Raw genomic sequence first — 12,060 nt, 5'->3', positions numbered from 1 at the left:
GATCCTAGGGAGGCCTCGGTAACTTCAGACTCGTGCCCATCGAGCCGCCGCCGTCACCGTGGCTCTTCGCCGACCCGGACGACGAGAGGTACGACGACCTCGTCGGGCTCGGTGCCGACCTCGAGCCGGGCACCCTGCTGGCGGCGTACCGCCGGGGGCTCTTCCCCATGCCGGGCGACCGGCGGGCCGATCCGCTGCTCTGGTTCTCGCCGGTGCGGCGCGGCATCCTGCCCCTGAGCGGGCTGAAGGTGTCGAAGTCGCTGCGCCGCTCGGTGCGCGACTTCGTGATCCGGTTCGACACGGCCTTCGACGAGGTCGTCGCGGCCTGCGCCGACCCCAGGCGCCCGCAGGGCTGGATCGACGACCGCATCCGGACGGCGTACGCCGACCTCCACCGGCTCGGCTGGGCGCACTCGGTCGAGGCGTGGCGCGACGGCCGGCTGGCCGGGGGGCTCTACGGCGTCGCGATCGGCGGTCTCTTCGCCGGCGAGTCGATGTTCCACCGCGAGCGGGACGCCTCGAAGGTGGCGCTGGTGGGTCTGGTGGAGGCGCTGGGCGACGAGTTTGCCGACGATCGGCTGCTCGACGTCCAGTGGTCGACTCCCCACCTGGCGTCGCTGGGCGTGGTGGAGATCGACCGCGCCGACTACCTCGCCCGCCTCAGTGCCGCTCTGACGATCCCGCTGCCGGACGTGTTCCTCTGAGGCGCCGGGGTAGTTCGGGACGTTTCCCGCGGTCTACTGGCCGGTAACAGACGGAAACGTCCCGAACTACCCCCGCGGCCGCGCTCTCCGGGTCAGACCACGTGCGGGGGCTGCCCGGTCTCGCTGACCATCGGGCGCCCGGAGCCGGCCCACTCGAGCATGCCCCCGTCGAGGTTCGCGACCTCGTAGCCGTGGGCCGCGAGATACATCGTCGCCTGGGCCGACCGGCCGCCGATCTTGCAGACCACGAGCGTCTGGCCGTCCGGCACGTCGCCGACGCGGGCGGTGAGCTGGCTGAGGGGGATGTGGACGGCGCCCTCGATGTGGCCGTGCGCCCACTCGATGTCCTCACGGACGTCGAGGATGTTGAGGCCCTCGGGCAGCGGGTCGGGGATGTGGTCGACGGTGACGGTCGGGACGCTCACGGGGCCATTCCAGCACGCGGCGCCGAGGAGAGAAAACAGACGATCGGACATGTCGGACCCGCGGCGTCCGGGTACCGTCGAGTCGACCGACGCGCTGCGGCCGGGAGGGGCCTCATGACGCAGATGACCGGTGGCTACCTGGCCAGGCCAGCCCCGAGCGGGCTGGCGGACGTGCTCGACATCGTGCTCGACAAGGGCATCGTGGTCGACGCCTACGCCCAGGTGGGGCTGCTCGGCATCGAGCTGGTGACCCTCGATGCGCGCATCGTCGTGTCGAGCGTGGACACCTACCTGCGGTTCGCCGAGGCGACCAACCGGCTCGACCTGCAGGAGAACGGGCCGCCGTCGCTCCTCGACATCCTGGAGGAGGGGGTCGGAGAGGCGGTCGAGACAGTCGCGTCTACGGTCGTCGAGAAGAAGGTCGAGGCCGGCCTGGAGAAGGTCGAAGAAGTGGCCGGGTCGATCCTCCCGGGTGGCGACAAGCTCGTGGAGAAGGCGGCGGAGAAGCTCGGCGAGGTCATAGGGCCAGACGAGTCCGACGAGTGACGGCTCGCCGCTACTTCAGCAGCTTCGACATCCTCCGGTCGGCCAGCGGCTTGCCGCCGGTCTGGCAGGTGGGGCAGTACTGCAGGCTGGAGTCGGCGAAGCTCACCTCGCGCACCGTGTCGCCGCAGACCGGGCACGGCAGTCCGGTGCGGCCGTGGACGGCGAGGTGGGACTTCTTCTCGCCCTTCAGCTCACTGGCGGCCAGGCCGCGGCTGCGCTCCACCGCGTCGGTCAGGGTCGTGCGGATCGCGGTGTAGAGCACGTCGAGCTCGTCATCGCCTCCTGGGCCCAACAGCGTGTCCGCCGGCTTGAACGGCGACATCCTCGCCGCATGCAGGATCTCGTCGGAGTAGGCGTTGCCGATGCCCGCGATCGTGCCCTGGTGGCGCAGGACGCCCTTGATCTGCTTCTTGCCCTGTGCCGCGAGGATCTCGCGGAGCCGCTCGAGGGTGAAGTCCTCGGTCAGCGGATCGGGCCCGAGCGTGGCGATGCCGGGCACGTCCTGGGGGTCGTTGACGACGTAGATCGCCAGCGACTTCTTGGTGCCCGCCTCGGTGATGTCGAGGCCCGCGGGTCCGGTGCCGTCATCGTCGAGGACGATCCGCGCCGCCATCGTCGACTTGGTGCTCGGCCGTGGCGGCACCGGCGGGACCTCGTCGCGCCACCGGACCCAGCCGGCGCGGGCCAGGTGCAGCACCAGGTGGACGCCGGACGCCTCGAGGTCGAGGAACTTCCCATGGCGGCGTACGTCGTCGACCAGCGTGCCCTCGAGCGCGCTCAGCGGCGGGTCGTAGGTCTTGAGCGCGCTGAACTGCACCAGGTGGATCTTGGTGATGGCACGGTCGTGCAGCCGACCCCGCAGATCGAGGGCCAGCGCCTCCACCTCAGGCAGCTCCGGCACGCCGGCAAGTGTAGGGGGCCCATAGACGGCGATGGGCAGGTCGATCGTGCTCGATGCCGCTCGCTACCAATGTCTAGGACTGAGGCTAGAGAGACGGATACGGAGGCATCGATGCGACTCGCTAGCGAGATCTAAGGGTCAGCCTAGAAAGACCGATACGGTCCGATCATGGACCCGATCCGCAACCCGTACGCACCGGGTGCCGGCCAGCGCCCGCCTGAGCTCGCGGGCCGCGACGACCAGCTGCGTGCCTTCGACGTGGTGCTCGAGCGCGTGGCGCGGGGCCGCCCGGAGCGCTCGCTGGTCCTGACCGGCCTGCGCGGGGTCGGCAAGACGGTCCTGCTGAACGCCTGCCGGTCGGCGGCGGTCCGGAAGGGCTGGGGGACCGGCAAGCTGGAGGCTCGACCCGACCAGTCGCTGCGCCGCCCGCTCGGGAGCGCGCTCCACCAGGCCGTCCGCGAGCTCGCCCACCCCGAGGAGGACCAGGTCGAGCACGCGCTCGGCGTCATCCGGGGGTTCGTGCAGCGCGACGCCGGCACGGGGGCCCGGCTGCGCGACCAGTGGTCGCCGGGCATCGAGGCGCCCGTCGTGCGCGGGCGCGCCGACTCCGGCGACATCGAGATCGACCTCGTCGAGCTCCTGAGCGACGTCGGCGGGCTCGCCGCCGACGTCGGCAAGGGCGTCGGCGTCTTCATCGACGAGATGCAGGACCTCGGCCCCGACGACGTCTCCGCCCTGTGCGCCGCCTGCCACGAGATCAGCCAGTCCGGTCTGCCGCTCATCGTCGTGGGTGCCGGCCTGCCGCACCTGCCCGCCGTCCTGTCGGCCAGCAAGTCCTACTCGGAGCGGCTCTTCTCCTACCAGCGCATCGACCGGCTCAGCCGCGACGCCGCGGACCGTGCGTTGCAGGCTCCGGCCGAGGACGAGGAGGCGGAGTTCGACGAGGAGGCGCTCGCGGCGATGTACGACGCCACGGGCGGCTACCCGTACTTCATCCAGGCCTACGGCAAGGCCGTGTGGGACCTCGCCCCGCGCACGCCCATCACAGCGGCCGACGTGAGCGTCGCCGCGCCGGAGGCCGAACGCGAGCTCGCCGTCGGGTTCTTCGGGTCCCGCTACGAGCGGGCGACGCCGGCGGAGCGCGACTACCTGCGCGCGATGGCGGACGCCGCGACCGAGCTCGGCGACGACGCCGACGCCGTCGGCTCCGTGTCGACCTCCGACGTCGCCGCGGTCCTCGGCAAGAAGCCGCAGTCGCTGTCGCCCGCGCGTGACGCGCTGCTCAAGAAGGGGCTGATCTACTCCGGCGAGCGGGGCCGCATCGCCTTCACCGTGCCGCACTTCGGGCGGTATCTACGCAGCGTTTGAGTGCGCCTCCGCTTCGCTTCGGCGCGTGCCGCAGCGCTCGTGACCCTCGCCTTCCCTCCCTGCGCTCGGTCGTGCCTCCCTCGCTCCGGTCAGTCCAGACAAGGGCGCGCCGCGGCCTCTTCACCCATGTGATCCGTCAGGCCTTCTCGATCACGGTCCAGCCGGTCCAGCCCCGCTCGGCCAGCAGCTTGCGGAGTCGCTCGACCATCTGGTGGCCGTCGGCGAAGGAGTCGACCAGTGCGACGAAGCCCTCGTCGGAGAACTGGTTCTGGCGCGCGAGGGCGCCGTCGGCCTCGGCCTGCTCGAACATGGCGACCAGCAGGTCGGCGGTCTCTGTCAGCAGCTCCTGGCTCTCGCCGTCCTCGATCATCTGCCCGATGAGTCGGTAGAGCCGGAGGGTCCGTGGGTCGGTGAGCTGGGCGACCTTGTCCGCCATCATCTCGGGCATCGCCTCCGGCCACCGCGCAGCCATGAGGATCCAAGCGTCCCGCTCGGCGTCGACGAGGATCGCGGGCACACCCGCCGCGCGCAGCCGGTCGAGGTAGTCGACGACCTCGGAGGGGAGCGCCAAGGAGTCGCCGGCGGCGAGCTGAGCGATGAGCCGGCGGTGACGCTGCAGCTCGCGGATGTCCGCTCGCAGCCGGGCATCGATCTCGGCGATCGCGGCGGCGAACGTGTCCGCGTCGGCATCGAGGAGCTCCTGGACCCGCACGAGCGGCACACCGGCATCGCGCAGGGTGCGGATCCTGATGAGCCGGACGACCGCCGGAGCGTCGTACGTCCGGTAGCCGGAGGCGTCCCGCTCAGGCTCCGGCAGCAACCCGACCTGGTGGTAGTGCCGCACCGCGCGGATCGTGACCCCTGCGTACGACGCCAGCTGACCGATGGTGAGCACGACCTCAGCCTTCCGCGCCCGTCAAGCGATCTTGCGGTGGTAGATGGACATCGCGAGGCCGTACGCGAGGACGAGCAGGCCGACGCACCAGGCCAGGGCGGTCCACAGCTCGTGGCCGACGGCCTCGTGAGCGAACAGACCGCGGATCGTGTCGACGATCGAGGTCACCGGCTGGTGCTCGGCGAACGCGCGCACCGGGCCGGGCATGCCCTCGGTCGGCACGAACGCGCTGCTGATGAAGGGCAGGAAGATCAGCGGGTAGGCGAACCCGCTCACCCCGTCGACCGACTTCGCAGTCAGGCCCGGTATCACCGCCAGCCATGTCAGCGCGAGGGTGAAGAGGACCAGGATGCCGGCGACGACGAGCCAGTCGAGCACACCCGCGCTGGTGCGGAACCCCATGACGAGGGCGACGGCCACGACGATCGCGAGTGACGCCAGGTTGGCGACAACCGAGGTCAGCACGTGCGCCCAGAGGATCGACGAGCGCGCGATCGGCATCGAGCGGAGACGCTCGAAGATCCCGCCCTGCATGTCCATGAAGAGCCGGTAGGCCGTGTAGGAGATCCCGGATGCGACCGTGATCAGCAAGATGCCGGGCACCAGGTAGTTCACGTAGTGGTCCGAGCCGGTGTTCAGCGCTCCGCCGAACACGTAGACGAAGAGCAGCATCATCGCGAGCGGCGTGATCGCGGTGGTGATGATCGTGTCCGGGCTGCGCAGGATGTGGCGCAGGGAGCGGTTGGTCAGGACGACGGTGTCGTGGAGGAAGTGGGTGCGCATCGGTGGTCCTCACCCGCCGGTCCGGGGTGCGGCTGCGTCGATGTGGCGGTCGTGGCCGATGACGGCGAGGAAGATCTCCTCGAGGGTGGGCTTCTTCTCGACGTACTCGACGCGCGCCGGCGGAAGCAGCCGCTTGAGCTCGGCGAGGGTGCCGTCGGCGATGATCCGACCCCCGTGCAGGATCGCGATCCGGTCGGCGAGCGCCTCCGCTTCCTCGAGGTACTGCGTGGTGAGAAGCACCGTCGTGCCGCCGGCGGCGAGCTCCTTGACGGACGACCACACCTCGAGGCGGGCCTCGGGGTCGAGCCCGGTGGTCGGCTCGTCGAGGAAGATGACCGGCGGGTTCCCGATCAGGCTCATCGCGATGTCGAGGCGCCGGCGCATGCCTCCCGAGTACGTCGCAACGCGCCGGCCACCCGCCTCGGTCAGCGCGAAGCGGGCGAGCAGATCGTCCGCGACCGCGCCCGCCTCGGCGAGGTGCCGGAGCTTGCCGACGAGCACAAGGTTCTCGCGGCCCGTGAGGATCTCGTCGACGGCGGCGAACTGGCCGGTCAGGCTGATCGACTCACGGACGTGCCCGGCCTGCGTGGCGACGTCGAAGCCACCGACTGTCGCCTCACCCGCGTCGGCGCGTATGAGCGTGGACAGGATGCGGACGAGTGTGGTCTTCCCGGCCCCGTTGGAGCCAAGCAGGGCGGCCACGCTGCCCGAGCTGACCGTCAAGTCGACGCCGCGCAGGACATGCAGGTCCCCGAACGACTTCTCCACGCCTCGGACGTGGATGGCGACGGAGCGGGATGTGGTCATGACGTCCAGCGTGGAGGGTTGACGCTGCGTCAAGGTCAAGCCTCGGTTCGGTGCCACCTCCTGCCGGGATCGGAGCTGATCGGCGACAATAGGAGTCATGAGGCCGCAGGTCGTCGCACACCGCGGCGCCAGTCACGAGATCGCCGAGCACACGCTGGGGGCCTACGTCGAGGCGCTCGACGTCGGCGCCGAGGCGGTGGAGTGCGACGTCCGGCTCACCGCCGACGGACATCTGGTCTGCGTGCACGACCGCACGTTGCGGCGTACGGCGCAGACCCCGGGCGTGGTGTCGACGATGGAGCTGGCCGACCTGGCCGAGCTCGACTTCGCCAAGTGGAAGAACCCCTGGATCGACCTCGACGACGAGGCGCCCGACCGCGAGGAGGAGCTCGACCGGGTGCTCACCCTGCGCACGCTGCTGGAGACCGTGCGCGGCTACTGCGAGCGGACCGGCCGCCCCGTCGAGCTCGCGATCGAGACCAAGCATCCGACCCGCTACGGCGGGCTCGTCGAGAAGCGGCTGGTCGAGCTGCTCTCGGAGTTCGACTGGACCGGCCGGGAGGCGCCCGTGCGGGTGATGAGCTTCAGCCACACCGCCCTGCAGCGGGTGGAGCGACTCGCTCCTGGTCTCCGGTTGGTGCAGCTCATCGACCACGCGCGCAACTGGGCGATGCTCAGCCGCGTCATCGGGCCGGACTGGATCGTCGGCCCCGGAATCGAGGCGCTGCGCGACCACCCGAAGCTGGGTCCCCGGATCACCGCCGCAGGGCATGACATGCACGTGTGGACGGTCAACTCCAAGCGGGATCTGCGCCTCTGCCTCGAGCTCGGGGTCAAGGCCGTCATCACCGACCGGCCGGCCTACATGCTGGAGCTGCTCGACGGGTAGGGTCCGCGGGTGGCCAAGAAGTCCCGCAACCGCGTCGAAGCCCCCCTTCCCCTGTTCGATGGCAAGGTCGTCGGCCCGCGCGAGCCGTGCCCGTGCGGCAGCGGCAAGCGCTACAAGGCCTGCCATGGGGTGGCCGGCGCGACGACGTTCGTGAAGCGGCCCTTCGCGGGCCTGCCGAACGAGTGCGACCTCGTCGCCATGCGCGAGCTGGTCCCGGCGGCCACCGCCCCGCTGACGATCAAGGGCCATGAGGACCGCACCGTGCTGCTCGCCACGCTGCTGCCGCTGGCCGCCCCCGCGATGGCCCGCGACAGCGGGCAGGTGTGGGCCGGGCTGCAGGTCCAGCACGGGTTCGGTGACCCGTCTCGCGAGGTGGCGTCCGCGCTGCTGACCGCGCTCTCGGCCGAGGAGTCCGGGATCATCGGCATGCTCGAGGCGCCCGGGCCCGGCCCGCGGCTGCAGGACATCGTCCTCAACTCCTCCCTCGAGGTGACGGTGCACGACGGCTTCGACTTCTGGGTCGGCGACATCGAGGACCGCACCGGCCTCGAGGACGCGCTCCAGCAGGCCAACGAGGCGGCCACTCCGACGGCTCGGCTGACCGGCGTCGAGGCGGCGTACTGGACCAACGTCGGCACCAAGGAGCATCTGCGCTGGGTGATGCCTGAGCCCGAGGACGACCTCCTCACCGCACTCGCGCGGCTGCACGTCTCGCGCGCCGACGTGCTCGTGCCGGGGGCGCGATTCGTCGGGATGTTCCGAGCCCTCGGGCTGCTGGCGCCCGTCTGGGACCTGCCGGTTGGCACCGGCGCCGAGGCGCTCGAGGAGCCGGCCGCGGCGTTCAAGGCGGCGCTCGACGAGGCCCTCGCCGCCGGCCCCGACCTCAGCGCTGACGAGCGGTCCGCTCGCGCTGGCCTCGCGAACCGGCAGGTGACGATCCGCTAGCTTGCCGCCGGGTCTCGATACGGCCTCGCCCAGGGGCTCGGCCTACTCGACCAGCGACGGGTTCGGTGGTCGAGTGGCGAGCGCCAGCGAGCGTATCGAGACCCGATCGGGGCCCCTCAGCGCACCCGGCGCAGCGCGAACGGCTGCAGCCGGGAGTAGCCCTTGACCGACGTACGCCGGAGCCGGACGAGCGAGTAGCCGCCGGTCAGCACGTCGGCCGCCGCCTCGTCGACGACGACGGTGCCGGGGCGCGCGACGGAGGTGAGTCGGGACGCGATGTTCACCGTCGGCCCGAAGACGTCGCCGAGCCGGGGGACGACGTCGCCGTAGGCGAGCCCGGCGCGCACGCTCGGGAACGGGTCCTCCGGGTCCTGTCCGCGCTCGGTGACGGCGAGCGCCACCTCCGCGGCGGCGACGGGGTCGTCGCAGACGAAGAGGACGGCGTCGCCGAGCGTCTTGATGACCCGACCGCCGTGGTCGACCACGAGCAGCGCGCAGGCGTCCTCGAACCCCTCGATCCATGCCACCAGCTCCGCCTCGGTGAGCGAGCGGCTGCGAGAGGTGTAGCCGACGATGTCGACGAAGCAGACCGCCATCGCGGCGACCCCGGCCTCGGTCCCCGTCTCTGCTCCGACCTCGGTGGCGAGCAGGCGCGTGGCCGCGCTCGCCGCGTGCCGACGCCAGACATAGGACTGGAGCGCTTCGAGGTCGGGCACGACACCCGCGGCCAGCGTGGCGAGCTCGTCCACCGTGTCGCCGGGCCGCTCGAGGGCGAGCTCGGCGAGCAGGGCGGTCTGCCACTCCGCCAGCCGCGCGAAGGACCGTCCCCAGGTCCGCACCAGCGCGGCCTGCCGGTCGGGGCTCAGGATCCCGAGGCTGACGAGGTGAGCGGTCCGGCGCAGCGCCGCGACGTCCGCCTCGGTGAACGCGGCCTCGTCCTCGTCGGACAAGGGGAAGCCGAGGAGCCGCCAGAGCTCGTTGGCCAGCTCCACAGGCACGCCCGCGGCGTCGGCCACCTGCTGCTGGGTCAGCGTCGGCGCCTCTCCGAGGAGGACGGTGTCGACCAGCTCGCTGAGCGCCGCGCCGTCGTGCCCGCTCAGCTGGACCTGAACCTCTCCGCCGTGACTGTCTCCAGCGCGTCGGCGAACCGCGGCATCTCGACCGCGAGCCGTCGCATCGACTCGGCCGAGAGGTGGATGAGCTCGAGCGGACTGAGGGCGACGATGCTGGCGGTGCGCAGGGAGTTCTTCATGATCGCGGCCTCGCCGACGATGTCGCCCTCGCCGAGTTGGGCGACCTCCTGACCGTCCTTGCGGACCGACACGGTGCCCGAGAGGATGATGTAGGCCTTGTCAGCCGGGGTGTCCTCCCAGATCGGGGACCAGCCCGCGGGCAGGGTCACACGTGTGCCGGACGCGCTGATCCTCGCGATCTCCTCCGGTGTGAAGAGCGAGTAGAACGACGCGGATGTTGTCACGCGGACCCCTTGTGGACGAGCGGCAGCTACCGGGACAACGAGCGAGGTCCGCTGGGGGTACGCCGGCCACGTACGCCGCCCGCCGATGCTGCCGCCTATGCCGCCCGGAACGGGTCGGCCGGGTAGACGCCGATCACCTTCACGTCGGTGGTGAAGAACGCCAGCTCCTCGAGCGCCCGGGCGAGCGCCGGCTCGTCGGGGTGGCCGTCGACCTCGGCCAGGAACTGGGTGGCGGCGAACTCGCCCCCGACCATGTAGGACTCGAGCTTGGTCATGTTGACGCCGTTGGTGGCGAACCCCCCCAGCGCCTTGTAGAGCGCGGCGGGCAGGTTGCGGACGTTGAAGATGAACGTCGTGACGACCGGTCCGTTGCCGGCCGGCGCCTGCACGAAGTCGCGGGAGAGCACGACGAAGCGCGTGGTGTTGTGCTCCTCGTCCTCGATGTCCTCCGCGAGCACGTCGAGCCCGTAGATGCCGGCCGCCAATGGCGGGCTGATGGCCGCCATCGTCGCGTCGCCGGCCTCGACGACCTCACGTGCCGCCCCCGCGGTGTCGCCGGAGATGACGGGGGTGAAGCCGTGCTCGCGGATGATCTTGCGGCACTGCCCGAGCGCGTGGACGTGGCTGTGCACGGTGCGGATGTCGTCGATGCGCGTGCCCGACAGGCCCATCAGGTGGAACCGGATGCGCAGGAAGTGCTCGGCGACGATGTGCAGCGACGAGGTCGGCAGGAAGTGGTGGATGTCGGCGACGCGCCCGGCGATCGAGTTGTCGATCGGGATCATCGCCAGGTCGGCCTCTCCGCCCTCGACGGCCGCGAAGACGTCCTCGAACGAGGCGCACGGCACCGCCTCCGCGTCGGGGTAGTGCTGCACGCACACCTGGTGGGAGTTGGCGCCGGGCTCGCCCTGGTAGGCGATCCGCTTCACGTTCTCAGGCACTCGATGAGTCTAGGGTCGTGACCGTGCTCGCCCTCACGCTTCTCAGTCTGCTGACAGCCGTCGCCGCCCTGGTGCTCGCCGGGCTCACCTGGCGCCGTGCGCCTCACGATGCTGGTGACGGCCTGCCCCACGACGTCCGCGCCGACATCCTGGGCCTCCGGCAGGAGGTCGCGGCGCTCTCGGCCGAGTCCAAGCAGACGTTCCGGCACCTGGCGGTGGTGCGGTACGACGCCTTCGGCGACATGGGCGGACACCTGTCATGGTCCCTGGCGCTGGTGGACGACGCGGGCGACGGGGTCGTCCTCACCAGCATTCACGGCCGGTCCGACGCCCGGAGCTATGCCAAGAGCATCGGCGGGTGGACCTCCGACGCGCAGCTGTCGCCCGAGGAGGAAGAAGCGATCGCCTCCGCGCGGCCCAGGGGCTGATGCTTACTCACATGCCCCATCGAAAAGGTTGCATCTCTCTCGAACAGATGTTTGAATAAGTCTAGATCTTCGGTCGCTCCCTCGTAGGGCGGCCTCCCTCCACGTTGATCTACCCGATCTGCTGTCTGTCGTGTGATCCGTGGAGCCCTGATGACTTCTCCTGCTGTTGAGCCGCCGCGTCGGCCGGCTGTGACGCGGTCGCATCAGGTGCATCGGTTCCTGGGCCGGCTGGGTGAGGTGTTGGACGAGGTCAGTACTGACACCGTCTGGGCGTTGAGCCAGCAGGAGCTGGCCGAGTCGCTACGCGAGGCCTACGCCGTCCAGGCGCGGTTGCAGGCGTTGACGTTGCGGCTGGTCGCGCAGGCTGACCTCAACGATCTGGCCTCCCACGAGGGGGCGGTGAGCCTGCCGGCCTGGCTGCGGGTGCAGGTCCGGCTGGCCCCCGGGGAGGCGAAACGCCAGGTCAGGCTCGCGAAGGCGTTAGAGGCCCATGAGGTGACCCGGGAGGCAGTGGCGGCGGGTGGGTTCCCGGCCGCGTCGGCGGCGGTGATCACCGAGGCCGTCGACGCGCTGCCCGACGAGATCGACGCGGCGATGAAAGCACAGGCTGAGGAGTTCTTAGCTGGGGAGGCCCACCTCCACGACACCGCCGCGCTGCGCCGGCTGGCGGCGCATGTGGAGGAGGTCATCGACCCCGACGGCGCCGAGGAACGCCTGGCCGAACAGCTCGCCCGCGCCGAGGAGAAGGCCGCCCGGCAGGCGTGCTTCACCCTCGGCCACGACCAGGCCACCGCCGCCAGTCAGGGACGGTTCAAGCTGCCCCTGCTCAGCGGGATCAAGCTGGAACGGATGCTGCAAGCCCTGCTCAACCCCAACCGGCCCGACCCGATCGGATTCGAGGATCCTGAGACCGGGCGGCCCTACACCGCCGAGGAACGCCGCGGCCGGGCG

15 protein-coding genes are annotated in these 12,060 nt (G+C 70.8%); 7 read left to right on the top strand and 8 right to left on the bottom strand.

The features are described from left to right. Positions 1-32 precede the first annotated feature (32 nt). The gene (aat, locus tag ACYQ1K_RS25215) at positions 33-704 is read left to right on the top strand and encodes a leucyl/phenylalanyl-tRNA--protein transferase (protein WP_459986266.1); all 672 of its coding nucleotides are present in this window, start codon (positions 33-35) and stop codon (positions 702-704) included. A gap of 92 nt (positions 705-796) precedes the next feature. Here aat and ACYQ1K_RS25210 read toward each other — a convergent pair whose 3' ends face one another. Beyond that, positions 797-1,129, bottom strand: a complete 333-nt coding sequence (locus ACYQ1K_RS25210) for a rhodanese-like domain-containing protein (protein WP_459986265.1) — start codon at positions 1,127-1,129, stop codon at positions 797-799. A 114-nt stretch (positions 1,130-1,243) separates the two neighbouring features. Here ACYQ1K_RS25210 and gvpJ point away from each other — a divergent pair, with 114 nt between their 5' ends. Beyond that, a complete protein-coding gene (gene gvpJ / locus ACYQ1K_RS25205; RefSeq protein WP_459986263.1) occupies positions 1,244-1,675 on the top strand; it encodes a gas vesicle protein GvpJ in 432 nt (143 codons plus the stop codon). A 10-nt stretch (positions 1,676-1,685) separates the two neighbouring features. On the opposite strand, the gene ACYQ1K_RS25200 is transcribed toward gvpJ, so the two are convergent. Continuing rightward, entirely contained in the window at positions 1,686-2,576 is an 891-nt protein-coding gene (locus ACYQ1K_RS25200) for an Fpg/Nei family DNA glycosylase (protein WP_459986261.1), read from the bottom strand. A 168-nt stretch (positions 2,577-2,744) separates the two neighbouring features. Between ACYQ1K_RS25200 and ACYQ1K_RS25195 the strand changes: the two genes are divergently transcribed. After that, positions 2,745-3,944: an AAA family ATPase gene (locus tag ACYQ1K_RS25195; RefSeq protein ID WP_459986259.1), complete on the top strand. Its 1,200-nt coding sequence runs from the start codon at positions 2,745-2,747 to the stop codon at positions 3,942-3,944. A 136-nt stretch (positions 3,945-4,080) separates the two neighbouring features. Here the strand turns inward: ACYQ1K_RS25195 and ACYQ1K_RS25190 are convergent, their stop codons facing one another. Genes ACYQ1K_RS25190 through ACYQ1K_RS25180 form a run of 3 tightly spaced genes read right to left on the bottom strand, consistent with a single transcriptional unit; the run spans position 4,081 to position 6,429 of the window. Beyond that, positions 4,081-4,839, bottom strand: coding sequence for a MerR family transcriptional regulator (locus tag ACYQ1K_RS25190; protein ID WP_459986258.1), 759 nt, complete (start codon positions 4,837-4,839; stop codon positions 4,081-4,083). A gap of 21 nt (positions 4,840-4,860) precedes the next feature. Then, positions 4,861-5,622 carry an ABC transporter permease gene (locus ACYQ1K_RS25185; protein WP_459986257.1) on the bottom strand — a complete coding sequence of 254 codons (762 nt, stop codon included), beginning with the start codon at positions 5,620-5,622 and terminating at the stop codon, positions 4,861-4,863. 9 nt (positions 5,623-5,631) lie between these two features. Beyond that, positions 5,632-6,429: an ABC transporter ATP-binding protein gene (locus ACYQ1K_RS25180; protein WP_459986256.1), complete on the bottom strand. Its 798-nt coding sequence runs from the start codon at positions 6,427-6,429 to the stop codon at positions 5,632-5,634. A gap of 97 nt (positions 6,430-6,526) precedes the next feature. Here ACYQ1K_RS25180 and ACYQ1K_RS25175 point away from each other — a divergent pair, with 97 nt between their 5' ends. Then, positions 6,527-7,318 (top strand): glycerophosphodiester phosphodiesterase, encoded by a 792-nt coding sequence (locus ACYQ1K_RS25175; RefSeq protein ID WP_459986255.1) that lies wholly within the window; start codon positions 6,527-6,529, stop codon positions 7,316-7,318. 9 nt (positions 7,319-7,327) lie between these two features. Then, positions 7,328-8,263, top strand: coding sequence for a DUF5926 family protein (locus ACYQ1K_RS25170; RefSeq protein ID WP_459986254.1), 936 nt, complete (start codon positions 7,328-7,330; stop codon positions 8,261-8,263). A gap of 116 nt (positions 8,264-8,379) precedes the next feature. On the opposite strand, the gene ACYQ1K_RS25165 is transcribed toward ACYQ1K_RS25170, so the two are convergent. The 3 genes from ACYQ1K_RS25165 to ACYQ1K_RS25155 all read right to left on the bottom strand — a co-directional run bounded on the left by ACYQ1K_RS25165 (position 8,380) and on the right by ACYQ1K_RS25155 (position 10,681). Then, a complete protein-coding gene (locus ACYQ1K_RS25165) occupies positions 8,380-9,330 on the bottom strand; it encodes an adenylate/guanylate cyclase domain-containing protein (protein ID WP_459986296.1) in 951 nt (316 codons plus the stop codon). A 29-nt stretch (positions 9,331-9,359) separates the two neighbouring features. After that, the gene (locus ACYQ1K_RS25160; protein WP_459986253.1) at positions 9,360-9,740 is read right to left on the bottom strand and encodes a Crp/Fnr family transcriptional regulator; all 381 of its coding nucleotides are present in this window, start codon (positions 9,738-9,740) and stop codon (positions 9,360-9,362) included. A gap of 95 nt (positions 9,741-9,835) precedes the next feature. Next, on the bottom strand, positions 9,836-10,681 hold the full coding sequence (locus ACYQ1K_RS25155) for a prephenate dehydratase (RefSeq protein ID WP_459986252.1): 846 nt from the start codon (positions 10,679-10,681) through the stop codon (positions 9,836-9,838). A 17-nt stretch (positions 10,682-10,698) separates the two neighbouring features. Here ACYQ1K_RS25155 and ACYQ1K_RS25150 point away from each other — a divergent pair, with 17 nt between their 5' ends. Further along, complete coding sequence (locus ACYQ1K_RS25150) at positions 10,699-11,109, top strand: DUF4446 family protein (protein WP_459986251.1); 411 nt, start codon at positions 10,699-10,701, stop codon at positions 11,107-11,109. A 150-nt stretch (positions 11,110-11,259) separates the two neighbouring features. Then, positions 11,260-12,060, top strand: an 801-nt coding sequence (locus tag ACYQ1K_RS25145; protein ID WP_459986249.1) for a DUF222 domain-containing protein, incomplete at its 3' end; no start/stop codon positions are given.

The sequence above is a fragment of the Nocardioides sp. AN3 genome (genome assembly GCF_054653495.1).
This window is presented reverse-complemented; position numbering and strand designations above follow the sequence as displayed.